The organism is Ruegeria sp. YTSA226 (assembly GCF_059609905.1).
In genome coordinates this window covers 309926-334245 of sequence record NZ_JBXWMQ010000001.1, presented here as the reverse complement: position 1 = coordinate 334245, position 24320 = coordinate 309926, and the positions used below count along the sequence as shown (strand labels likewise).

24 protein-coding genes are annotated in these 24320 nt (G+C 57.1%); 10 read left to right on the top strand and 14 right to left on the bottom strand.

Going from position 1 to position 24320, the window contains the following annotated elements; translation table 11 throughout:
- Positions 1-95: 95 nt before the first annotated feature.
- The 5 genes from AC2FFF_RS01650 to AC2FFF_RS01630 form a co-directional block, all read right to left on the bottom strand.
- Positions 96-1472 (bottom strand): TRAP transporter large permease, encoded by a 1377-nt coding sequence (locus AC2FFF_RS01650; protein ID WP_281972172.1) that lies wholly within the window; start codon positions 1470-1472, stop codon positions 96-98.
- Entirely contained in the window at positions 1472-2149 is a 678-nt protein-coding gene (locus AC2FFF_RS01645; protein ID WP_142634075.1) for a TRAP transporter small permease, read from the bottom strand. The genes AC2FFF_RS01650 and AC2FFF_RS01645 overlap by 1 nt, the downstream gene beginning before the upstream one ends.
- Positions 2150-2262: 113 nt before the next feature.
- On the bottom strand, positions 2263-3264 hold the full coding sequence (locus AC2FFF_RS01640) for a DctP family TRAP transporter solute-binding subunit (protein WP_142634078.1): 1002 nt from the start codon (positions 3262-3264) through the stop codon (positions 2263-2265).
- 362 nt (positions 3265-3626) lie between these two features.
- Positions 3627-4856: a sigma-54-dependent transcriptional regulator gene (locus tag AC2FFF_RS01635; protein WP_496750504.1), complete on the bottom strand. Its 1230-nt coding sequence runs from the start codon at positions 4854-4856 to the stop codon at positions 3627-3629.
- Entirely contained in the window at positions 4853-6586 is a 1734-nt protein-coding gene (locus AC2FFF_RS01630) for a sensor histidine kinase (RefSeq protein WP_281994684.1), read from the bottom strand. Before AC2FFF_RS01630 ends, AC2FFF_RS01635 begins: the two co-directional genes overlap by 4 nt.
- 47 nt (positions 6587-6633) lie before the next feature.
- Between AC2FFF_RS01630 and AC2FFF_RS01625 the strand changes: the two genes are divergently transcribed.
- Positions 6634-7815, top strand: coding sequence for a cytochrome P450 (locus tag AC2FFF_RS01625; protein ID WP_281972401.1), 1182 nt, complete (start codon positions 6634-6636; stop codon positions 7813-7815).
- A 3-nt stretch (positions 7816-7818) separates the two neighbouring features.
- Here AC2FFF_RS01625 and AC2FFF_RS01620 read toward each other — a convergent pair whose 3' ends face one another.
- Entirely contained in the window at positions 7819-8298 is a 480-nt protein-coding gene (locus tag AC2FFF_RS01620) for an Lrp/AsnC family transcriptional regulator (RefSeq protein ID WP_142634084.1), read from the bottom strand.
- Between the two features lie 142 nt (positions 8299-8440).
- Between AC2FFF_RS01620 and cobA the strand changes: the two genes are divergently transcribed.
- The 7 genes from cobA to infC all read left to right on the top strand — a co-directional run bounded on the left by cobA (position 8441) and on the right by infC (position 14064).
- Entirely contained in the window at positions 8441-9217 is a 777-nt protein-coding gene (cobA, locus tag AC2FFF_RS01615) for a uroporphyrinogen-III C-methyltransferase (protein WP_281972173.1), read from the top strand.
- On the top strand, positions 9217-9531 hold the full coding sequence (locus tag AC2FFF_RS01610; RefSeq protein ID WP_142634089.1) for a DUF2849 domain-containing protein: 315 nt from the start codon (positions 9217-9219) through the stop codon (positions 9529-9531). Before cobA ends, AC2FFF_RS01610 begins: the two co-directional genes overlap by 1 nt.
- Before the next feature lie 65 nt (positions 9532-9596).
- Positions 9597-11261, top strand: coding sequence for a nitrite/sulfite reductase (locus AC2FFF_RS01605; RefSeq protein ID WP_281972174.1), 1665 nt, complete (start codon positions 9597-9599; stop codon positions 11259-11261).
- Complete coding sequence (locus tag AC2FFF_RS01600) at positions 11251-12012, top strand: phosphoadenylyl-sulfate reductase (RefSeq protein ID WP_496882813.1); 762 nt, start codon at positions 11251-11253, stop codon at positions 12010-12012. The genes AC2FFF_RS01605 and AC2FFF_RS01600 overlap by 11 nt, the downstream gene beginning before the upstream one ends.
- A complete protein-coding gene (locus AC2FFF_RS01595; protein WP_281972175.1) occupies positions 12009-12416 on the top strand; it encodes a DUF934 domain-containing protein in 408 nt (135 codons plus the stop codon). The genes AC2FFF_RS01600 and AC2FFF_RS01595 overlap by 4 nt, the downstream gene beginning before the upstream one ends.
- Before the next feature lie 109 nt (positions 12417-12525).
- A complete protein-coding gene (locus tag AC2FFF_RS01590) occupies positions 12526-13359 on the top strand; it encodes a ferredoxin--NADP reductase (RefSeq protein ID WP_281972402.1) in 834 nt (277 codons plus the stop codon).
- Between the two features lie 123 nt (positions 13360-13482).
- Entirely contained in the window at positions 13483-14064 is a 582-nt protein-coding gene (gene infC / locus AC2FFF_RS01585) for a translation initiation factor IF-3 (protein ID WP_246097134.1), read from the top strand.
- Positions 14065-14112: 48 nt separating this feature from the next.
- Here infC and AC2FFF_RS01580 read toward each other — a convergent pair whose 3' ends face one another.
- The 3 genes from AC2FFF_RS01580 to AC2FFF_RS01570 all read right to left on the bottom strand — a co-directional run bounded on the left by AC2FFF_RS01580 (position 14113) and on the right by AC2FFF_RS01570 (position 16656).
- Positions 14113-14502, bottom strand: coding sequence for a hypothetical protein (locus AC2FFF_RS01580; RefSeq protein ID WP_281972176.1), 390 nt, complete (start codon positions 14500-14502; stop codon positions 14113-14115).
- 73 nt (positions 14503-14575) lie between these two features.
- Positions 14576-15892: an aspartate aminotransferase family protein gene (locus AC2FFF_RS01575; RefSeq protein ID WP_281972177.1), complete on the bottom strand. Its 1317-nt coding sequence runs from the start codon at positions 15890-15892 to the stop codon at positions 14576-14578.
- Complete coding sequence (locus AC2FFF_RS01570) at positions 15889-16656, bottom strand: beta-keto acid cleavage family enzyme (protein ID WP_496882812.1); 768 nt, start codon at positions 16654-16656, stop codon at positions 15889-15891. The genes AC2FFF_RS01575 and AC2FFF_RS01570 overlap by 4 nt, the downstream gene beginning before the upstream one ends.
- Before the next feature lie 83 nt (positions 16657-16739).
- Between AC2FFF_RS01570 and AC2FFF_RS01565 the strand changes: the two genes are divergently transcribed.
- Complete coding sequence (locus AC2FFF_RS01565) at positions 16740-17639, top strand: MurR/RpiR family transcriptional regulator (protein WP_281972179.1); 900 nt, start codon at positions 16740-16742, stop codon at positions 17637-17639.
- A 53-nt stretch (positions 17640-17692) separates the two neighbouring features.
- On the opposite strand, the gene AC2FFF_RS01560 is transcribed toward AC2FFF_RS01565, so the two are convergent.
- The 5 genes from AC2FFF_RS01560 to AC2FFF_RS01540 all read right to left on the bottom strand — a co-directional run bounded on the left by AC2FFF_RS01560 (position 17693) and on the right by AC2FFF_RS01540 (position 23593).
- A complete protein-coding gene (locus tag AC2FFF_RS01560; protein ID WP_142634105.1) occupies positions 17693-18484 on the bottom strand; it encodes an FAD binding domain-containing protein in 792 nt (263 codons plus the stop codon).
- Positions 18485-18578: 94 nt separating this feature from the next.
- Positions 18579-20939, bottom strand: coding sequence for a xanthine dehydrogenase family protein molybdopterin-binding subunit (locus AC2FFF_RS01555; RefSeq protein ID WP_142634107.1), 2361 nt, complete (start codon positions 20937-20939; stop codon positions 18579-18581).
- A gap of 54 nt (positions 20940-20993) precedes the next feature.
- Positions 20994-21479: a (2Fe-2S)-binding protein gene (locus AC2FFF_RS01550; protein WP_142634109.1), complete on the bottom strand. Its 486-nt coding sequence runs from the start codon at positions 21477-21479 to the stop codon at positions 20994-20996.
- A 138-nt stretch (positions 21480-21617) separates the two neighbouring features.
- Positions 21618-22628 carry a molybdopterin-binding protein gene (locus AC2FFF_RS01545; RefSeq protein WP_281972180.1) on the bottom strand — a complete coding sequence of 337 codons (1011 nt, stop codon included), beginning with the start codon at positions 22626-22628 and terminating at the stop codon, positions 21618-21620.
- Positions 22625-23593, bottom strand: a complete 969-nt coding sequence (locus AC2FFF_RS01540; RefSeq protein ID WP_281972181.1) for an XdhC family protein — start codon at positions 23591-23593, stop codon at positions 22625-22627. The genes AC2FFF_RS01545 and AC2FFF_RS01540 overlap by 4 nt, the downstream gene beginning before the upstream one ends.
- A 225-nt stretch (positions 23594-23818) precedes the next feature.
- On the opposite strand from AC2FFF_RS01540, the gene AC2FFF_RS01535 reads away from it, so the two are divergent.
- Positions 23819-24319: a hypothetical protein gene (locus AC2FFF_RS01535; protein ID WP_246097135.1), complete on the top strand. Its 501-nt coding sequence runs from the start codon at positions 23819-23821 to the stop codon at positions 24317-24319.
- Position 24320 lies beyond the last annotated feature (1 nt).

The window sequence follows — 24320 nt, the reverse complement described above, 5'->3', positions numbered from 1 at the left end:
TCTGCCCTTTTAGATAATCCCCTTGGCGCCCCGTTCAAGACGCAAAAACCGGGCAGAGATCCCCTGCCCGGTCTTATTCTCAGCGGCTGGACCCGCTAGTTTGTTATGATCTCCGGCCCCATGAAAGTGTTGGGCAGAAAGGTGGATATCCACGGGATATAGGTCACCATGATCAGGAAGACGAACAGGACCGCCAGGAATGGCAGGGCCGCCCGGACAACGCCCATCATCGGCATGCCCGCCACGCCCGAGGTCACGAACAGGTTCAAGCCGACCGGCGGGGTAATCATCCCGATCTCCATGTTCACAACCATGATGATGCCCAGGTGAATCGGGTCGATGCCCAGCTCGATTGCAATCGGGAACACCAGTGGTGCTACGATCACCAGCAGGCCCGAAGGCTCCATGAACTGGCCGCCGATTAGCAGGATCACATTGACCACGATCAGGAAAGTCACCGGCCCAAGACCTGCCGACAGCATGGCAGTTGCTATGTGCTGCGGAACCTGCTCATCGGTTAGAACATGTTTCAGGATCAAGGCGTTGGCGATAACGAACAGCAGAGTAACGGTCAGTTTCCCAGCTTCTAACAACGTCTGCTTGGTGTCGGGGTGAAAAATCGCTGTGATCAGCGCATAAGGCTTTCTGAGCAAAGAGATATTCTTTTCCTCACCCTCGGTGCTGAGGGGGCCCATGTCCTTGTAGACGAAGCTGGCTATCAAAAAGGCATAGACTGCGGCCACCGCAGCGGCCTCGGTCGGGGTAAAGATACCCCCATAGATGCCACCCAGAATGATCACGATCAGGAACAGACCCCAACCTGCTTCGCGTGCAGAGACTAAGATTTCGCCCCAGCCTTTCCATTCACCTTTGGGTAGGTTCTTGACCTTGGCCATCACATAGATGGTGATCATCAGCATCAGCCCAGCCATCAGGCCGGGGATCACACCGGCGAGGAACATGCGGCCAACCGAAACTTCGACAGCAGCCGCATAGACCACCATCACGATCGATGGCGGGATCAAAATGCCCAGCGTCCCGGCGTTACAGATCACACCGGCGGCAAACTCCTTGGAATAACCAACCTGCCGCATCCCGGCGATCACAATCGACCCGATGGCCACCACCGTAGCCGGAGACGACCCCGACAGGGCCGCAAACAGCATACAGGCGAACACCCCCGCAATCGCCAGACCTCCGGGCAAGTGCCCCACGCAGGCAATCGAGAAACGGATGATGCGCCGGGCCACGCCGCCCGTGGTCATGAAGGATGAGGCCAGAATGAAGAACGGGATCGCCAGCAGGGTAAAATGCCCCTCGAACGCCTCAAACAGAGTGCCTGCGACCGAGGCCAGCGAACTGTCTGAATAGATCAGCAGAAACAGCGTCGAGCTGAGCCCCAACGCCACCGCAATCGGTACACCGATCAGCAGCAGGCCGATCACCATCGAGAACAGAAGAATGACATCCATCAGTTGTGCTCTCCTTGCTGAGCGCGGACTTCTTCAATCTCGTCCTCGACTTCGTGGCTAGCGACCATACGGTCGGCTTCGCCGCGCCAAATCTGTACCGCAACCTGCGCAAAGCGGATCACCAAAAGCAGCATCGACACGGGCAGAACCAGATACGGCACCACCTTGGGCAGTTTTTCATAGCCCTCGCCATAGTTGATCAGATCCTCAAGAAACCGCAGCGGGGCGACCATCGGAATGTCGTCGACCTCATAAAAGCTCTGACTGCGCGCATCGAAGTTGAACCCGGTTGGGAACCATCGCCCCGATGTGGGCGGCAGATCCGCGAACACGGCCCAATAGTCATATGCGCCTTTTAGCATCAGCAGAGAAAACACCAGACAGCAGGCTACTGCGATCAGAGCCAAAATCCGTCGAGGCGCCGGGCTGAGCATGTTCAGGATGGCGTCCACTCCCAGATGGGCGTGTTTCTTGACGGCATAAGACGCCCCAAGCAGCACCAACCAGCCGAAGGCGAATACCGTCAGCTCCAGTGCCCATAGGATATTGGAATTAAAGAAATACCTTGCGATCACATTGGCAAATGTCACAGCCGTCATCAGGCCCAGCAACGACGCGATCAAGGTTTCTTCGATATGGTCGACCAGCCCGCCTTGGCCGGATTGCGCACCAGACATCTATCTGTCCCCACATTTTTTTGAGATAAGTGCTGTTTGGGCGGGCCAAATCGGCCCACCCTGCCTGCGCGTCGAATACTCCCCAGTCCCCGGACGCGCGGCGTATACCAGGATCAGAACCCGGCGTTGATAGCCTGTGCGGCGTCGATCTTTTCTTGACCCACGTCACCGGCGAACTGTTCCCAAACAGGTTTCATGGCGTCGATCCAGGCCTGACGCTGTTCAGGGTTAAGTTCACGGATGATACCGCCCGCATTTGTGATCGAGACCTTGGCTTCCTCGTTCACCGAGAAGGATTCTTTGTTCCGCTGTTCTGTCACTTCGCCCAGAATGGTCAGGAACTGTTCGCGCACCGCAGGATCCAGGCTGTCCAGCCAGTCAACCGATGTCACGACCAGATAGTCGATGACACCGTGGTTGGTTTCAGTGATACCGTCCTGAACCTCAAAGAACTTCTTGCCGTAGATGTTGGACCAAGTGTTTTCCTGTCCGTCGACGACACCTTGCTGCAACGCGCCATAAACCTCTGAGAAAGCCATTTTCTGCGGGCTTCCGCCAATCGCCTCCATCTGCGCGACCAGCACGTCAGAGGATTGGACGCGGAATTTCAGGCCATTGGCATCCGACGGATCGACCAGCGGTTTGTTGGCCGACATCTGTTTCATGCCATTGTGCCAGAATGCCAGCCCCTGCAGGCCACGGCGCTGCATGCTGTCTTTCATCGCCTGACCGTCAGCCGAAGCCTGAAATGCGTCTACCGCGTCAATGTTCTTGAACATGAACGGCAGGTCGAACAGGCGGAATTGCTTGGTGAACTTCTCGAACTTGGACAATGACGGGGCCGCCAGTTGCACATCGCCCTGCAACATCGCCTCAAGGACTTTATCGTCGTTATAAAGCGTGGAGTTCGGGTAGACCTCCATGCACATCACGCCGTTCATCTCATCATTAACGCGCTGTTCCAGCAACGAGGCTGCAATACCCTTGGGATGTTTATCGGTATTGGTCACATGCGCGAATTTCACGACGATTTCGCCGTCTTCACAAGCGGCCATGCCTGCGGTTGCTGTTACGGTTAGAGCGACGGCCGTCGCTGCCGTTGTCAAAAATTTCATCAGTCGAGTTCTCCCAGATACTTCACTACGTCTCCGGACGCGCAGAAGCCGTCCCATGGCGGCGAGTGAACCGAATCGGGGTCAAGCCCTCAACTTATTGTGGGCTTCACTATCGGGTAGTATTTTTTCATTTATTTACTGAGTGTTACGCACTTCCTGTCTGGTATCCATTTGAGCCATTCGGGAACCCGTGCGAGAATCCGCACATATAAATGCCCCATTGTGTGGATTTCCGCACAAATAGCGATTCGCCGAACGCGAATCGTTTACCGGGATTTGGCTCTTCCCACGGTCCGCGTCAGCGGACTGCTACACCCAACAGCTTAACCGCATGACAATGCGGGAAAAGCTGGCAGGAGCTTTCACCTACGGTAGTCTTCCGGACGAATGTGATATCGCGCCAGTTTGTCGTAAAAGGTCTTGCGAGGCAGCTTTAGCGCCTTTGCGGCTTCTGATGCTTTGCCGTTATGCCGGCCAAGGGCAGCAATCAGCAGAGATCTTTCGACCCGTGCCATCTGCTCGCTCAACCCCAGTTCTGCGGCCTGCGAGACATCTTCGGGCATTCCCAGCACAAACCTCATTGCGGCTGACATCAGCGACCGTGCATTGCCCGGCCAGTCTCTGGTCATCAGCGATGCCAGATGGTCCGACGTGATTTCCGGTTCCTTTATCCCGGCCTGTTCGGCTGCCTGTGCTACATAGTGGCGGAAGATTACAGGTATATCCTCGGGGCGCTCGGCAAGCGACGGTATGCGAACGCGCATCACATCCAAACGATAGAACAAATCCGCAAGGAACCGTCCATCCGAAGACAATTCGGCCAGGTCAGTGGTCGTGCCCGCCAGAATTCGGGCGCCTACACCCTGTTCAACCATCTCCAGTGCTGCATATTGCGTGGCCTCGGGCATGGCCGAGATTTCGTCCAGAAAAAGGGAACCACCGGCTGCATCTTCGCAGACATGAACCAGATCGCTGGTCGACAAACCGGCGGATGGACGTTTGACAAATGGGCCCTGACTTTGCGGCGACATTAGGTGAACGACCTCGGCAACTTTGGACACTCCGCTGCCAGCCGGTCCGGTGACCAAAACTTCGGCCCCTGTCTGGGCTACTGTACGAACCCTTTCCCTCAGTTCTTCGGCCTTTGATGAGAGACCGAACAGCAGGCGTGCCGCTGGATCGCCGCGCTCAAGCTCGCTTTTCATCGCCCGTTGTTGTAGGACATGTTCTCGCGCCTCAGAGGCCTTGCCCAATACCTTTAACAGGTCAGCCGCAGCGCAGGGTTTTTCCAGAAAGTCGAACGCGCCCTGCCCCATGGCCTGCACTGCCATTGGTATGTCGCCTTCTCCAGTCAACAGGATGACAGGCAGATCAGCATCCATATCTCGGGTGTAGGTCAACAGGTGAAACCCGTCCCGACCAGGCATCCGGATATCCGACACGATCACTCCCGCGAAATCCTCCCGGATATGATCCTTCGCCGCCACGAAGGACCCTGCTGTCACAGGTTCGTAATCGGCAAGCTCTAACGTTTGGGCCAGCGCTTCGCGCACTGCCGAGTCGTCATCGACCAAAAGCACTTTGCGGGTCATGCTGCCCCTACTTCCCTGAAATGTTCCAGTTCCACAGTGAATACCGCACCTGTCGGAGCGTTGGTGCCCCGAATGTTACCACCAAAACTCTGAACCAGACCATATGAGATCGACAGCCCCAGCCCCATACCCTCGGACGAACCGACGGCTTTGGTGGTGTAAAACGGCTCGAACAGCTTTTCCGAGTTTTCGATCCCCGGACCGGTGTCACTGACCGTGACCGTCAGGGTTTGGCCGCTGTTTATCGCGATCTTGATCATGCGTTGGTTTTGCTCACTCATGGCATCGGCGGCATTGTTAATCAGATTTACGAACACCTGTACCAATCTCACTTCGCCACCCCAAGCATAGATAGGGACATCTGGAGCCTGCCATTCCATACGAACGTTTTCCGAATTCAGCCGGGCCTCGGTCAGTTCCAACGCCGTTTCTATTACCTGAACCAGATCAACTCTGCCCATGGGCTCGTTTTCATTGCGGGCAAAAGCCCTGAGGTTCTTGATAATTCGCGCCATTCGCGCGGCCAAATCGGAAATTCTGGTGAGGTTCTCGGCGGCTTTTGACTCGTCACCTCTGGTCAGAAAAGCCGTTCCGTTCTCGGCGAATTGGCGAATGGCCATCAGCGGCTGGTTCAACTCATGGCTGATGCCCGCCGACATCTGCCCGAGCGCACTCAACTTCCCGGCCTGTATAAGCTCTTCCTGCGCATGTTTCAGCGCGACCTCGGCCTCTTCCCGTTCATGAACCTCGCGCCGCAGGGCCGTGTTCGCGGCGGTAAGCGCATGGGTTCTGCGCGTCACGCGGCTTTCCAGCACCGCATTGGCCTCAGCAAGCGCGCGCCGGCGTTCGGTTGCCATGTACAAAAGCGCCCCGAAGGCCAGACAGATCGCAGCGACCGCCGCTGCTTGCAAATTCGCCAGACGGCGCGCCGGGGCCACATCCACCAGCACCTCTGCTGTCATGTCTATCACCGGTAGATCGAGCGTAAGGTGTAACGCATGCCGTGGCAGATACCGGCCCCAATTCAAGGTCCAAAGCTCGTGTCGTCCGATCAGATTCGACGAGAAATCAACCGCCTGCCCCTCGGGCGGCACCAGCCCCGGTTGACCTTCGGTCCGACGCCAGAACAACAGGTCGGATCGGTTCGAGATGAACACCACACCTTCCCCATCAATAAAGAAAATGGCCTCGGTACTGCCCCGCCAAGTCTGTTCGACATCCTGCACATCGGCTATAACCATCAATGCGCCTTCGACTATACCGGTGGGACCAAAGGCAGGAGCTGCATAGGAATAGGTTCGATCGCCGCTTGTGGACTCGACCCCGTGGGCACTGCCCATAGCACCCTGCATGGCGCGCCTGAATGCGGGGTGGTCTGCCATCGTCAATTCAGGCACCGGGTGGGCGGCTGCAAGTACCCTGCCCAGACGGTCCAGATAGACAATGTTAACGGCGGCAGTTTTGTCTGCCACGTCCAGCAACACAGCCTGCGCGATGGCGCGATCGCTCGGCGTGACAAGCGTTCGAACAGCCGGGTGGCTGGCCATCAAGACAGCCAGTTCCTGATAGACCTGCATTTGTGTGCTAAGGCGGTCGGCGGCCAATTCCAGATCGGCCTCAGCCTTATCGCTCAGCGGCGACAAAGCCTGACGAAAGCCGTATGACCACACTCCAACAGAGAGCAGCCCAACAGCAATCAGAAATGTCGAAATTAACCATACCCTTTGCATGACATTGGGTCTTGCATTCAACGCGCCTCATGGCAAGTGTGCCCGCCATGAAGACTTTGCATCAATCCCCTGTTGACCCGAATTTTGTCCAGAACCCTTATCCGTTTTATGATGCGGCCCGCGCGCATGGCGACCTTGTGTATTGGGCCGACTACCGGATGCACGCTGCTGTATCCCACCGGGCGGTTCAGGCCTTGCTGAAGGACCGTCGTTTCGGTCGCGAAGTGCCGCCGGAAATGCAGGGTCCAGGTCCTGCGCATCTAGCCCCCTGGCTGATGGTCGAATCTCATTCGTTGTTAGAAGCAGAGCCGCCGCGCCACACCCGGCTTCGACGCCTGGTCATGCGCGCCTTTACGTCACGTGCCATTGCGGCACTGGAACCAACGATCCATGACCTCAGCCACAAGCTGATCGACGCCTTTACGGATGCGCCGTTCGATCTGCTGGACACCTATTGCACGCAAGTTCCGGTCGTCACGATCTGCCGCCTTCTTGGCGTTCCCGAAGAGATGTCTCCGCAGCTTTTGCGCTGGTCGCATGACATGGTGGCTATGTACCAGGCCAGTCGCACGCGCCAGACAGAAGATACCGCCGCGGCCTCGGCAAAAGAGTTCACCGAATTCCTCTCATCTTACGTCGAAAAGCGCCGGTCTGACCCTCGGGATGACCTGATTACCCGGTTGATTGCCGCTGAAGAAGATGGTGAAAAACTGTCACGTGACGAGTTGGTTGCAACTTGCATTCTGCTCTTAAACGCCGGTCATGAAGCCACGGTTCATTCGCTAGGAAATGGGCTCAGGACCGTATTGCAACAAGGTGTAAAAGCCGATGCCTTTCAGCCTGAAACCATTGACGCCACCGTCGAAGAAATCCTGCGCTTTGACCCGCCGCTGCATATGTTCACGCGCTATGCCTATGAAGAGATCGACCAGTTCGGGCACAGTTTTAAACGCGGTGACGAAGTCGCTTTGTTGCTTGGAGCCGCGAACCGTGATCCCCAAGTCTGGGCCGAACCTCATAAGTTCGATCCAACCCGCCCCATCCTGACCAACAGCAGCTTTGGCGCGGGTCTGCATTTCTGCGTCGGAGCACCGTTGGCCCGACTCGAAATGCGAATAGCGCTGGCGGCACTGTTCGAACGCTGTCCCAACCTAGCGCTCAGCGCGGAACCGGAATATTCCAACAGCTACCATTTTCACGGGCTAAAGCGGTTGATGGTTCAGGTCTGACCGCTAGTTCTCGATCAGGGCATTCAGCGGCAGCATGGTCGTCGACTTGATCTCTTCCATCGACAGCAGAGCCGTCACATTGTGGACGCGCACCTCGGAAATCAAAGTCTGATAGAACACGTCATAGGCGCGCGCGTTCTTGACCCGCACCTTGAGGATATAGTCGATATCCCCCGCCAGCCGGTGCGCCTCTTGCACTTCGGGGCGGTCCCGCAGCGCTTTCAGGAATTTGCGCTGCCAATCTGCCTCGTGTTCAGAGGTGCGGATCAGCACGAAGAACGTCGCCTCAAAACCAAGCGCCTCGGCATCCAATAATACCGTCTGCTGACCGATCACCCCGGCCCCTTTCAGCTTGCGGATACGATTCCAGACAGGCGTCTTGGAACTGCCGACGCGGGCTGCTATTTCGTCCAGCGATTGGCTGGCGTCGCGCTGCAGCTCAACCAGAATTTTCCGATCCGTGTCATCAATCCGCACTGACATTCCAATTTCTTCCTCGTTTCGAAACTTTCGTATCGCTTGACCAATACAGCGAAACACTTGTTCTTATTTATGCGCACATATGGCGCAGTACCGGGAATATTTCCTATATTGAGGGTCAAGTCAAACCAACCCGGACCGAAACATGCAAGTGACGCAAACATATCAGGACGCAGGCCATGTCGACTTTGTCGGCGCAGGCCCTGGTGATCCCGAATTGCTGACGCTCAAGGCCCTGCGCGCATTCGAGCGCGCGGATGTAGTCCTGCATGACCGGCTGATCAGCGCCGAGGTGCTGGCCCTTGCCGGGCAAACGGCCGACCTGGTCGATGTTGGTAAAGCCGGGTTTGGCCCGTCGTGGAAACAGGAAGACATCGACGCGCTGCTGGTAGAGTACGCTCTGAAGGGTCTACGCGTTGTACGCCTGAAATCCGGTGACCCCACCGTATTTGGTCGTTTGGACGAAGAAATCGACGCTGTCGAAGCCGCTGGCATCTCGTGGCAGATTATCCCTGGCATCACCGCAGCCTCGGCCGCTGTTGCAGGCATCGGGCAAAGCCAGACGCGCCGCGGGCGCAATTCCTCGATCCGTTTCCTGACCGGGCACGACATGAAGGGGTTCGCCGATCACGATTGGAGCGCCCTGGCGCAGCCCGGTTCGGTTGCGGCGATCTATATGGGCAAAAAGTCTGCCCGGTTTATTCAGGGCCGCCTGATCATGCACGGCGCCGACCGGGCCACACCTGTGACGCTGATCGAAAACGCGTCGCGTCCCGATCAGCGCATATTGACCACGACGCTGGATCACATGTCTGCCGATCTGAACGCCTCAGACATGGACGGCCCCACCCTTACTTTTTACGGCCTTGCCCCCCGCCAGGCAGCCAAGGCCCTGACTGAATTCAAAAAGGAGCACGCCTGATGGCCCGCGCTTTTACCCCCAAAGTGGTAACCGCCAACGATCTGTTGGAAGGTGACGTCATCTATCTGACCGAGGACGACCGCTGGTCACGTGAATTATCCGAGGCAGAGCTGATCACAGACGAAGCCCACGCACAGATCCGCCTTCTGGATGCCGAACGCCAAGCAGGCAAGATTGTCGGTGCCTATCTGGCGGATGCCATAGCTGGCGACGAAGGCCCAGAACCAACTCATTTTCGGGAAGACTTCCGCCGGACTGGTCCGTCCAACTATGCCCACGGCAAACAGGAAACTTCCCCGCAGCCCCGGGCCTGATCCCTGGCCCTCTCTCTCCCCTACATTGGCCCCAGGTTCGGGGCTGCACTTAAGGACAGCTAATCATGTATCGCTACTCCGAGTTCGACACAGCATTTTTGGCAGAACGCAACAGACAGTTTCGCGCCCAAGTCGAGCGCCGCATTGACGGATCGCTGACCGAGGATGAGTTCAAGCCGCTGCGGCTGATGAACGGCCTGTATCTGCAGCTGCACGCCTATATGCTGCGGGTCGCCATTCCATACGGCACGCTGAACAGTGCGCAGATGCGCCAACTGGCCCTGCTGGCTGAAAAGTGGGACAAGGGCTATGGCCATTTTACCACCCGTCAGAACATCCAGTACAACTGGCCCAAGTTGCAGGACGTCCCGGATATGCTGGACGCGCTGGCCGAGGTTGGCATGCACGCCATCCAGACCAGCGGCAACACCATCCGCAACGTGACCGCCGACCATTTCGCCGGTGCCGCCGCGGATGAGGTCGCCGATCCGCGCCCCTATGCGGAACTGCTGCGCCAGTGGTCGACCGACCACCCGGAATTCCAGTTCATGCCGCGCAAATTCAAGATCGCCATCACCGGGTCCGAAAATGACCGCGCCGTGATCAAGGCGCATGATATCGGTCTGCAACTGGTCGAGCGTGACGGCGTTCTGGGTGCCCGTGTTATCGTAGGCGGCGGTCTGGGCCGTACGCCCATGATCGGCAAAGAACTGTCTGACTTCGTCGCGTTTGACGACCTGCTGGCTTACCTAGAAGCCACTGTTTCGGTCTGGAATCAAATCGGCCGCCGCGACAACAAGTACAAGGCGCGCATCAAGATCACCGTGCATGAACACGGCATCGACGCCATCCGCGCCAAGGTGAACGAGCGTTTCCTGCAGGTCCGCCCGCAGTTCAAAGGCGCGGATATGAACCTGCTGGAACAGATCAAGGGCCACTTCGCTGCACCCACCTTCCGCGAAGCGTCGGTTGCGTCGTTTGAAGGTGCATACACCAACGACCCGGTCTTCCGCTCGTGGGTCGATACTAACATCGCGCCGCACAAGAATGCGGACCACGCGATTGTCACCATCTCGATCAAGAAACACGGCGCAACGCCGGGTGATGCAACTGCCGAACAGATGCGCGTGATGGCCGATCTGGCCGAAGAATTCGCCTATGACGAGCTGCGCATCAGTCATGAGCAGAACGTGATCCTGCCGCATGTCCATAAATCGGACCTGCCCGCGATCCATGCCAAACTGAAAGAATACGAGCTGGCCACCGCCAATATCGGCCTGATCAGCGACATCATCGCCTGCCCTGGCATGGACTATTGCGCGCTCGCAACGGCGCGTTCGATCCCGGTTGCACAGGAAATCGCCACCCGGTTCGAAGACCTCAAACTGGAGCATGATATCGGCCACCTGAAGATCAAGATCTCGGGCTGCATCAACGCCTGTGGTCACCACCATGTCGGCCATATCGGCATTCTTGGTCTGGATCGTGCAGGCGTCGAAAACTACCAGATCACTCTGGGTGGTGACGGCACGGAAAACGCCGCAATCGGTGATCGTACGGGTCCGGGCTTTGCCTATGATGAGATCGTTCCGGCCGTTGAGCGCATCGTCGAAACCTATCTGGAGCAGCGTGAGGGTGCCGAAGAAACCTTCCTCGAGACCTATCGCCGTGTCGGAATGACTCCGTTCAAGGCGGCCCTCTACCCCGAGGCGCGAGCGAATGCCGCTTGATCTGATCCAGACTGAACTGGGCCGGGATAGACGTGAACTGACCGAACGGGTCAGTGAGTTGAACGCCCGGTTCCGCCACCACAGTGCGCATGACGTGATGCACGGAGCAATGGAAGATATCGATGATCTCGCTCTGGTCTCAAGTTTCGGTGCGGAATCGGTGGTGTTGCTGCATATGGCGGCCGTGGTCGACAAGATGACCCCGGTGCTGTTCATCGACACGCAGATGCTGTTCACCGAAACGCTGGAGTATCAGCAGGAGGTGAGCGAGCGGTTGGGGTTGCGAAACGTCAAGATCATCCGCGCGGATGACGAGGATGTTCAACGCGACGACCCCTATGGCGCGCTGCGTCTGCGGGACATGGATGCGTGCTGTAACCTGCGCAAGACCTTCCCGCTGCAACAGGCATTGTTGGGATATGATGGCTGGATCACCGGGCGCAAACGGTTTCAGGCAGGGTCCCGCGCCACGCTTGATTTCTTTGAGGTCGAGGACGGCACAGGCCGGATCAAGGTCAACCCGCTGGCCCATTGGGCGCCCGAAGATGTGCGCGCCTATATGGAAGAGAACAACTTGCCCAGGCACCCGCTGGTGGCCAAAGGATACCCTTCGATCGGCTGTGCGCCCTGTACTTCGCCGGTCAAACAGGGCGAAGACCCCCGCGCCGGACGCTGGCGCGATCAGAACAAGGAAGAATGCGGCATTCATTTTGTAGATGGCAAGATGATGCGCGCCGGAGAGAACACATGAACGTTATCGTAACCGATGAGGGGTTCGCCCCCGATGATTGGACTGATGGCTATGTCACGCTGGAAGACGCGGCCAATGATGTGGTCGCGCTGGATGTCAGCTCGGACACGGATCCCGATGAGCTTGCCGAACGGCTGGGCTGCGCCAAGATGGTGCGCATCGATTTCCCGTCCTTTGCGGATGGGCGCGGCTTTACCATCGCGCGGACCCTGCGCCTGAAAGGCTATACCGGTCGCTTGCGCGCCAAAGGCCATGTCTTGGCCGACCAGTATGCCATGGCGCGGCGCAGCGGCTTTGATGAGGTCGAGATTGAAGACATTCTGGCCGATCGCCAGCCCGAAGATCAGTGGGTGGCTCGCGCCAACTGGCAGGACAACAACTATCAGGCCCGCCTGCGCGGCTAAAACCGCCTTTCGCAGCCTCAAATAGGAACGTAGGGGCAAGAGCCCCCTTTTCCTGACTTGGATCAAAGATTAAACGGAGATGTCGGTTTACTCCACCGGCAGTGAAACGATGACAGAGATGAAACCCGTGACCGAAGCAACCGCCGTGAAGGCCCCCGTTCTGCCGGACGCCCAGACTGTGACAGACGTCAAGCATTGGACTGACAGCCTGTTCTCATTCAAAGTGTCGCGCCCCGCGTCCTTGCGGTTCCGCTCGGGCGAGTTTGTGATGATCGGCCTGCTGGGCGACAACGGCAAACCCTTGCTGCGCGCCTATTCCATCGCCTCGCCGTCCTGGGATGAAGAGCTTGAGTTCTATTCGATCAAGGTACAGGACGGCCCGCTGACTTCGAAACTTCAGCACATCAAACCAGGCGATCAGATCATCCTGCGGCCCAAGCCGGTTGGCACGCTGGTCCATGACGCCCTGCTGCCTGGTAAGCGCCTGTGGTTCTTTGCCACCGGCACCGGCTTTGCACCCTTCGCCTCTCTGCTGCGCGAACCACAGACCTATGAGGATTATGATGAGGTCATAATCACCCATACCTGCCGCGAAATGGCCGAGCTGGAATATGGTCGCCAACTGATTGAAGACATCCGTAAGGACGAAATGCTGGCTGAGCTGATGGGCGAAGGTTTTGCGGACAAGATTCGTTACTACCCGACCACCACACGCGAACAGAGCCCCAAAATGGGCCGCATTACCGAGCTGTTGAAAGACGGCACAGTATTTGCCGATCTGGCGATTGAGGGCGGCATCCAGCCGGATACGGACCGCGCGATGGTTTGCGGATCATTGGCTTTCAACCTGGATATCAAAAAAATCCTCGAGGATTTCGGACTGCGCGAAGGCGCAAATTCTGACCCCAAGGAATTCGTCATTGAAAAGGCCTTTGTTGGCTAATCCGGTTTGCCGGTCTGATATGCGACATCAGATCGGCAAAAACGCGGGAATATCATGGGAAATTCACGCTGGTGGTCACTTATGCCGCTTGAAACGTCCCGCAGCCCAGTCTAAATTCCGGGCTTGAAATTCTGCAATCATCAAAGGAATGAACCCATAGCTCGCAGACCTCACAACGCGCCGCCTCAGAGAGACACCGGCCCGCGCGTCAATGATAAGATCCGTGCCCCCGAAATTCGCCTTATCGGCGCCGAAGGTGAAAATGTCGGGGTGGTTCATCCCGCCAAAGCCATGCAACTCGCGGACGAAGCCGGCCTGGATCTGGTCGAGATTTCGCCGAATGCAAACCCTCCGGTTTGCAAAATCATGGACTTTGGTAAATTCAAGTACGAAACGCAGAAACGCGAGGCCGAAGCGCGCAAAAAGCAAAAAGTCATTGAGGTGAAAGAGGTCAAGTTCCGGCCCAACACCGATACTCATGACTATGAAGTCAAAATGCGCAACGTGTTCAAATTCCTTGAAAACGGCGACAAGGTAAAGGTGACTCTACGCTTCCGTGGTCGTGAGATGGCACACCAGAATCTGGGCCGTGAGCTGCTGGAACGTGTTGCCGTGGACACCAAGGAAATCGGCAAGGTTGAGAACATGCCCAAGATGGAAGGCCGTCAGATGATCATGATGATCGGCCCGCTGCCGCAGAAGTAAGCCTTGCGACAACTGAGTTATTCGAAACCCCCTCGGATTGAGGGGGTTTTATTTTGCGCTTCGGCTTTTGAACCAGACCCTTGCGTCATTCACATCAAATGCCAGCGAAATCAGGTCAATAACCAGTAGAAACACCAGAAATTTCGCATATCCAGTCGCCAGTTCGGCTTCGCTTGCAAATACTGCAATCACGACGAAAACCATTGGCACCCAACATATTAGATGCGGAAATGCCATCGCTTTGCTCATCCCTCGTGTCGCCAGCATGATCGGAAGATTCAATGCCATCCCACCGATTGAGAGTGCTGCGATTAGAATACCATTTGGCTGATCCAGATACGCCAGAGGTGCCAGATTGGTCGGGATGAGCAGCACCACCAACCAGATCTGTACCCAAGCGGGCAAGTCCCGAAAACTCTTCCAGATGTCGACAATCATCATCGCTCCTTCAGGAATTGACCTTTTGTCGATACCCTATTGAGTAAAAAGAGAAAGTCAGATCAAAAGAGCGTCAGATCGCGGCTTTGAGTGCGGCCTCCAGCTTTTCAACCAATTCCTCAATCTGTGCGTCTTCGATAATGAAAGGCGGCGCCAACAGAATATGGTCGCCACTTCGACCATCGCGCGTGCCAGACATGGGGTAACAGATCAGACCAGCGTTTAACGCCGCCTTCTTGATCTTGCCCGCGAGACCAAGTGAGGGATCAAACGGTGTTTTTCCGGCCCGATCCGAGACCAGCTCGATACCGCGGAACAGCCCGCGACCCCGAATATCGCCGACATTAGGGTGCTCGCTGAACGCAGTTTCCAGCGCAGATTGCAGTCTCTGTCCCATAAACTCGGCGCGCTGGGGCAGTTGTTGGCTCGTCAATTCCTTCAGCACCGCCAATGCCGCTGCAGTTGCCACCGGATGGCCGACATAGGTATGCCCGTGCTGGAAAAACCCTGACCCATTTTGGATCGCCTTATATATCCGGCTCGTACACAACATTGCGCCGATGGGTTGATAACCCGCCCCCAAACCCTTGGCGATGCACAGAATATCCGGGGCAATTCCATCGTGATCGCAGGCAAACAAATGCCCGGTGCGCCCCATTCCGCACATGACCTCATCCAGGATCAGCAAAACGCCATATTGATCACAGATTTCACGTATGCGCCTAAAATACCCTTCGACCGCCGGGACCGCCCCCAGCGTTGCCCCCACGACTGGCTCGGCCATAAACGCCATGACGGTTTCAGGGCCAAGACGCAAAATTTCGGCCTCCAACTCATCGGCCACCCGTTGACCATAGGCGTGGCTGCTCTCACCATCTTTCTTTTCGGCATATTCGTAGCAGGGCGCGATATGGGTCATTTCGATCAGCATCGGTGCGAATTGCGCACGGCGCCAGGCATTTCCCCCCGCTGACAAGGCCCCCAGAGTATTTCCATGATAGCTTTGGCGGCGCGCGATGACATGGCGGCGCTCGGGCTGACCGATCTCAAGAAAATACTGCCGTGCCAGTTTGATGGCGGCCTCTGTTGCTTCGGACCCTCCGGATAAGAAATAAACGCGATCCAAATCCCCGGGCGCATGATCAATCAGAAGGTCCGCAAGGGCTTCGGCAGGTTCGGACGTCATAAACCCGGTATGCGCAAAGGCGATCTTTTCAACCTGGCTTTGAACCGCCTCGATCACCGCCCGGTTTGAGTGGCCAAGACAGGACACAGCAGCATCACCGCAATCCAGATACCGCTTACCGTCAGCATCGATCAGATAGCAGCCTTCGCCGCCAACCGCGACCGGCAGCTGAGATTTCGTATGGCGTGGGAAAACGTGGCTCATGATCTATCCTCTTTCAATCTGGCGACAAGGGCCGCGACTGAGGCGGCGTTATTGTCCCAAGCGTCTCCGTTCCGGTCTGCGATGCTGTTTTCAAATCCGACCCGGACATCACCGCCCAAGGACGCCGCATGTATTAAACAGTCATGCTCTCGTTTTCCAAAGGCACAGATCATCCAAGGCGAATCCCCGTCCGGAAACGCATCCAGATCCGAGGGCTTTGATTCCTGATCAGTCCGATAGCGCCCCAGAACAAGCAAACGGTCGGATTGTTGTTTGCGGACAACCCCACGATATTGCCACCGTGTTAATAGGGCCGCATCTTCAGCGTCGTAAAGAATATGCTGAACCCGCGTCCCCTGATCCGCGCAAAGACCATAGATCCGGTCAGCCAGATCGTTATCGCGCGCGATTTCGCGAACCGAGATCGACGCCCAAGCCGGTCTAACCTTCTTCAGACATTCGAACTGGCTGCTTACATCAAAAATCCCTGCCGCCTCGGTTGTGATCTGGATGTCCAGAGCCGGAACCCGCCGCCGAAGTTCGGCAAGTGTTTCCAGATACTGTCCCGCGTCCAAAGAGTGACGGCCTTCTGTGTCCCGAATGTGCAGATGAAGACCGGCCGCACCGGCCTCATGGCATGCTCTGGCCGCTTCAAGAATTTGCGAGGTTGTGACAGGCAGGGCTGGGTGATCTGCCGCACCTCGGCGCGCACCATTGGGCGCCGCCAGAATGTAGGGTTCAGATTTCGACCGATGCTGTGACATTCCCTGCCCCCGATTACCTGTTGCCGCATCTATGCAAGCGGCCTATGTTTTACACCTTCTTCTTTCATAACATATGTTTTTTCATGACAGAGACCCAACGCCAGCTGACAGATAACTTGAGGAAAAACATCGACCAGATGCCGCCCAGACTTCAGGCGGCAGCCAAATACATCGTAGATCACCCCGCGGATTTCGGCCTCGACCCGATACGGGTAACTGCCGAGAAGATCGGTGTCAGTGCAAATGTCCTTGTCAGGCTTGCCCAGTATATGGGCTATGGTGGGTTTCAGGCCTTTCGCTCTCCGTTCCGTCAAAATCTGGCGACGGATAACGAAGAATTCCTTGGCCCTGCCTGGCAAACCCACATGCACGCTGAAGGAGCCCATGGTAAACTTCAAGCCAAGCTTGCCCGCAACGAACAGAATGTCGTTGTCAGGTCGCTGCGATTGATGAGGCCCGACACAGCGCATCTGGCCATTGAACATATACTCGGGTCCCGCCGATGCTTCGTAACAGCCACTCGTGCTAGTTACGCGCTGGCCTATTATTTCTCCTATAACGGGCGCATGGCGCACCCGGGCATTCAGTTGATCCCCCGCCACATTGGCTCGGCCACTGATGATCTGCTGGACGCGGATGACAAGGATTGCCTGCTGGCAATCACCGTAAGCCCCTATTCGGCCGAAACGATAAAATCCGTGAGGTACGCCCGGGAAAAAGGACTTCGGGTCATCCTGATCTCGGATAGCGAAGTAATTGCGCCGGGCGTTGAACCGGATGTCGCCTTTACCGTCAGCACAAGGTCACAACATCACACCTCGAGCTTTACCGGTGTCATGGCTGTGTTGGAATGTCTCATCGGCCATTTATTTGACGCCGGTGGCAAAACAGCAGCGCACCGCGTTGAGGCCTATCAAAAGGCGCGCGAAGATACTGGGGCCTATTGGCAGCCAAACAAGCTTCCGAAAATTCGCCGAAAATAGAAAAAGCCCCGGGGGGGCACACCCCGGGGCTTTGCGACTAAAAGCCGATTTAATTACATGCAGGCCAGCACAGCCCGCTTGGTCATCACACTGACCAGATGCGCGCGATACGCTTTGCTGCCATGAAGATCGCCGATCATGTTGGCCGGGTTGATGTTCAGCCCCATCAACGCGTCCGGTCGGAATTCAGTATTCAGCGCCTGTTCTGCTTCGGACCAGCGGAACACACCATCCTCGCTGGCGCCCGTGACCGCCACACGCACACCGTCGGCGAACCGGGCCAGATAGACACCCACCAACGCAAAGCGCGAGGCTGGCTGCAAGAACTTCTGATAGCTCGCGGCCTGTGGCACCGGAAAGCGGATGGATGTGATGATCTCACCCTCATCCAGTGCGGTCGAGAACATGCCATCAAAAAACGCATCCGCCGCAATCTGACGGGCGTTGGTCACGATTGTGGCCCCCGATCCCAGAACGCCCGCAGGGTAACACGCCGCCGGATCGTTATTCGCGACCGAACCGCCAATCGTGCCGCGGTTGCGCACCGCCGGATCACCGATCTGACCGGCCAAAGCGGCCAGCGCCGGGTATGATCCCGCTGCCTCTTGCGCAACAACTGCATGCGGCGTTGCGCCACCGATAGAAACCGACCCGTCATCCCCAACACAGACGCCCTGCATTTCGGGAATTCCGCTGAGCGAGACGAGTGCCGATGGCGCCGCCAATCGTTGTTTCAGCGTCGGGATCAGGGTTTGCCCACCACCCAACGCCTGCGCATCCTCAGCCCCTAAAGCGGCAACCGCGTCGGCTATGGTCGAGGGTTTCTCAAATTCGAAATTGTACATTTCGTCTTCCTTTCCGAAAGGCGCTGATCCGCCCTTCATCTGGCTATGAATATCTCGGGGAGCGCGAGGGGTTGACCCCTCGCACCCCAACCTCTCACCCGTGCATCGCGGTCCAGACACGCGATGGACTCACCGGCATATCGATATGATCGATGGCTTTGCCGCCTGAATTCAACGCATCCAGCACCGCGTTGACCACCGCAGGTGGTGAACCGATTGCCCCGGCCTCACCACAGCCCTTCACACCCAACGGGTTATGCGTACAGGGCGTCTGGCTGGAATGGTCCACCGCATAGAACGGCACATCATCGGCACGCGGCATGGCATAGTCCATGAAGGATGCGCTCAGCAGCTGACCGTTTTCGTCATAGGCACAGTTTTCAAGCAATGCCTGACCGATGCCCTGACCGATGCCGCCATGCACCTGACCATCCACGATCATCGGGTTGACGATATTGCCAAAGTCATCAGCGGCAGTGAAGGCTTCGATGGTGACCCGGCCGGTTTCGGGGTCAACCTCGACCTCACAGGCATAGGCGCCAGCCGGGAAAGTAAAGTTGGCCGGGTCATAAAAGGCGGTCTCCTCCAGCCCGGGCTCGACCTCCAGCGGAAAGTTATGCGGCACATAGGCCGTCAGGGTGACATCACCCCAGGCCACCGACTTGTCGGTCCCTGCCACGCTGAACTGACCGTCCTTCAGCTCGATATCAGCCTCGGACGCCTCCAACAGATGCGCCGCGATCTTCTTGGCCTTGTCGATCACTTTCTCGGTTGCCTTGACCATCGCCGATCCACAGACCGCCAAAGACCGCGAGCCATAGGTGCCCATGCCAAACGGAATCTTCGACGTGTCGCCATGCACGATCTCGATCATCGACTCGTCGATACCGATCATGTCCGCCACAACCTGCGGGAAGGCCGTTTCATGCCCCTGCCCGTGGCTATGGGCACCTACCATGACGCTGATCGAGCCGGTGGCATTCACCCGCACAGTCGCCGCATCATACAGACCCGCACGGGCCCCCAGCATACCAACGATGTTCGACGGCGCGATACCGCAAGCCTCGATATAACAGTTGACGCCCAGACCCCGCAACTTGCCCTTGGCCTCGCTTTCAGCGCGACGCGCGGCAAAGCCTGCCAGATCAGCAGCGGACTCAAGCTTGTCCATCGTCCCATTATAATCGCCTGTGTCATAGGTCAGCGCCACCGGTGTGTCATAGGGGAACTGGGTGATGAAGTTCTGCCGGCGCAGGGCGATCGGATCGACGCCCAGTTCACGCGCTGCCTTGTCCACGACCCGCTCCAACTGGAACGTCGCCTCCGGACGGCCCGCGCCGCGATAGGCATCCACCGGGACCGTGTTGGTGAACATCGCCTTGACGTTAACCTGAATGACCGGCGTCTTGTAGTTGCCCGCCATCAGCGTCCCGTGCAGCCATGTCGGTACCGAGCTGGAGAAGGTCGACAGATACGCACCCATATTTGCATAGGTGTTGGTGCGCAGACCGATAAAGTTATTGTCCGCATCCAGCGCCAGTTCGATCTGTCCGACATGGTCGCGCCCATGCGCGTCAGACATGAACGCCTCGGACCGGCTCGAGGTCCATTTGACCGGGCGGTTACAAGCCTTGGCGGCGAAGGTGCAGAACGCCTCTTCGGCATAGTGGAAGATCTTGGTGCCAAAGCCGCCACCCACATCCGGCGCGACCACGCGCACTTTGTGTTCGGGCAGACCCAAAACAAAGGCACACATCAACAGGCGGATCACATGCGGGTTCTGCGACGTGGTATAAAGCGTGTATTCTTCGGTGCCGCGGCTGTACTCGCCCACCGCCACACGCGGCTCCATCGGATTGGCAACCAGACGGTTGTTCACCAGATCTAGCGTGGTGACATGGGCCGCATTGGCAAAGACCTCATTGACCTTGGCATCATCGGTTTCACCCAGCTGCCAATCATAGCAGATGTTGTTCTTCAGATCGTCATGGACCAGCGTTGCGCCTTCTTGCGCGGCGGCCTTCATGTCGATCACGGCGGGCAGCTCCTCGATATCAAGCTCGATCGCCTCAGCCGCGTCGCGGGCCTGTTCCAGGCTGTCGGCGACCACAGCAGCAATCGGATCGCCCACATGGCGCACTTTGCCCTGTGCCAAAATGGGATGCGGAGGTTCCTGCATCGGTGCGCCGTGCTTGTCGGTCACTTCCCAGCCACAGGGCATGCCGCCCACGCCTTCGAAATCCTTGCCGGTAAACACTTTGACCACGCCCGGCATGGCCTCGGCAGACGAAGTGTCGATACTGTTGATCCGGCCATGCGCGATGTCGGACCGCAGAAAATGCACATAGGCCTGGCCATGCACGTTGATATCGTCGGTGTAATTGCCTGCTCCGGTTAAAAAGCGCACGTCCTCGCGCCGTTTGGAACTGGCTCCGATGCCACTGTCTTTGGGCATTGCTTGTTCTCCTCCCTGAAAAAGAATTTTCGTCGAAAATTCTTTACGTCGGTATTACTCGGCAGCGATGCCGCTTACGTCCTGACCCGATGCGGCCATGATCGCTTTGACAATGTTGTGATAGCCTGTGCAGCGGCACAGGTTGCCTTCCAGATACTTTCGAATCTCGGCTTCGCTCGGGCGCGGGTTCTCTTTGAGCAAGGCGGCGGCGCTCATCACCATGCCCGGCGTACAAAATCCGCATTGCAACCCGTGATGATCCTGAAACGCCTGCTGAATCACGTTCAAAGACCCATCCTCAGCGGCCTGGCCCTCAATCGTGGCGACCTCAGACCCGTCCGCTTCCAGCGCAAGCATGTTGCACGACTTCACCGCCGCGCCATTCACATGAACAACACACGCCCCACATTGCGCAGTGTCACATCCAACATGCGTTCCGGTCAGCGACAGATGATCACGTAAAAATCCAGACAACAACGTCCGACCCTCAACCTCTCCGCTAACAGACCTCCCGTTCACGGTCATGGTGACCTGTGTCATAAGTTCCTCCCATGTCATATTTTTCTCTGTCGAGTTAAACACGGGACTTATTGTTTGAGAACAAAAATTTCGCAGGGCGCCGTTTAGGACAGATCACAATGCCGAACAAAGCGGCCTGATCTGGGCCTTAAATTGATGTCAAACGCCTTGCCGTTTGATAGATGCGCGTGGCTGTGGCCGGGTCGGGATTTCCTTGAGCAATCCACCGACCCCCATGCCTGCAATATGCGCCGCTGTCGTTTCAATCCCGCAAGCCACGCGCGACAAAACCCAATCCGCACCGTTCAGTGCGGGAGAACGCGCACACCCCGGCAAACCGATTACAGGTCTGGCGTCCAGCAGACCGGTGAACAACAGGTTGCCCGGATCTACCGGCATTCCAAACCGATCCACCTGACCGCCTGCAACACGAACGGCCTGCGGCGCGACATCATGTGCATCCGAAGTTGCTGAGCCCGTCAAGATCAGGACAATATCCCCTTTAACGCCCGTCAATGCAGCAGACAGCGCCTGAATCTCATGTGGCACCACCCGAATGTCAATTAAACCCATACCCAGGGCTTCGACTCGCCCTCGGATTGCGGCAATACCCTTGTCGTTCGAAACACCTCCGGGGATGTCTGTGACGATCAGGCCAGCACTGCGAAACACCGGGCCAGACAGGCGCACCGCCCCTTGTGCCAGCGCCGAGGCACGCACCACATCTTCGCCGGGGACGGCATAAGAAATGACTTTAATTGTCGCCACCATCCCGCCTGATCCCATCTGTTGATATTGGGGAACTGTGGCCACGGTAATCATCGGGTTAACCAAGTTGAACGCTTCCAGCGCCTGTACGTCCAGAACAGCGACTCCGGGGCCTCTCGCCAAGAGGTTAACGCGCCCTGTGAACGGCTCGGTGACGCGCAATCCCACGGTTGCCGGGTCCGGGGCCAAAGCCTCTGCCAAACTCCGGGCAGCGTCGTTTTCGTGACAATCACCGGGTTCCAGCTGCGCAACAGTGACCGAGGTCAACCCGGCGGCGGCCATTTCATCCAGATGAGTTTGCGTGAGCAAGAGGCCCTTACGCAGCTTTGTGTCTTGGGCTTTTACTGAATGCGCCAGAATTGCACCGGCGGCCTCGCGCAGAGGAACCGAGCCAAACTTCATGCTTTGCCCCGCAACACTGCAGTCATTTCGGCCAATATTGAAATCGCAATTTCCGCGGGATCGGCGGCGCCGATATCCAAGCCTACGGGACCGTGAATCTGTGAAATCTGCTTTTCAGTAAATCCGGCTTCTTTCATCCGGGTGACGCGTTTCGCATGCGTTCGATTAGACCCCAGCGCCCCAATATAGAACACACCGGCTCTCAGGGCTGCCTCTAACGCGGGATCATCCAGTTTTGGATCATGGGTCAGCAAGACAACAGCCGTTCGCGCATCCATTCCAAGCTTTGCAACGGCCTCATCCGGCCAATCCGTCAGCACGGTTTCCTGAGGGAATCTTGCGGCGGTTGCAAACGCATATCGCGGATCCACAATCGCAGGGTCGTACCCCGCAATTCGCGCCATCGGGACCAGGGCCTGAGCAATATGAACGGCCCCGACCACTATCAACCGCAAGGGCGGATTGTGGACCGAAACAAATGTCTTCGCATCCTCTTCGAAACCGGACCGGTCCATGCGCATGCGTTCGGGATAACGATCGCGCTGCAACGCACGATGGCCGGATTCGATATTCACCTCATAAGCCACAGGCTCGCGCTGCGCGCGTGCAGCGACCAGATCGCGCAATATGCTTTCAGGAAGGACCGATCCAATAGGTTCGACCAGTACCCGAATTGTTCCGCCACAGGCCAGCCCGACCGCAAAAGCATCTTCGTCACTGACCCCGAATTCAAGTAGGCGCGCTTCACCCTCTTCGATCGCTTCCAACGCCTCGACAACAACCGCACCTTCGACACAACCACCCGATACTGACCCCTCAAAGCGGCCATCACCTGCTATCACAAGCTGAGCGCCAACACGTCTGGGGGCACTGCCCCAAGTCTGAACAACCGTAGCCAGCGCAACTGGCTTTCCCGTTTCATACCAATCCAGAGCAGTCTCGGGGCTATTGTCGAATCTGTCCATATCGCCCTCCTGGCGTTTCCCGCACCAACATAGGCAGGTTTGGCAGGATGAAAAGTAAACCATCAGGCTAACTCATGGGCCTTGAAAGAAATTCCAAATGCTATGCAAAGCCCCGCGGGTTTCAGCCGAACATCCCAAGCATTGATTGCCAGCCCTCCCGATTCTGACCTAAACGCGGATCATGCGCAGCTGTGACGCAGATAATTTTCAAAAGGAGACAGAGACTTGAAACACATTATTACACTCGGATCGGTATTGGGAATGCTAGCGGCGACAGTGGCCAGCGCAGATACCTTCCTGCGCTATGGCGAAGTGGACGGATGGAAAATCTTCATCGACGAAGACAAGAAATCCTGCCTGATCGAAGCTGTTGATGACGCGGAAAACGTGGTTCAAATGGGTCTGACCGAAGACCGCGGCGTGGGATATGTTGGCGTATTCACCAAAGCTGAAACCAACATCAAGCGTGGCGAAACCGAGGCTGTGGCGATCCTGCTGGGCGAAAACCTGTATCTTGGAGAAGCCACCGGCATGAAGGGCAACATCACCAAAGGCTATTCGGGTGGCTATGTGCTGTCGGATGACCCCAAGTTTGCCGAAGACCTTGCCAAACAGAAAGTTATGGTTGTGTTCCCCGAAAAGGAATTCGCCTTCACCGTTGATCTGACCGGTACGTACAAAGCGATGGAAATGGCGCGTAAGTGCAACGAAGAACAGCTTGGTTGAG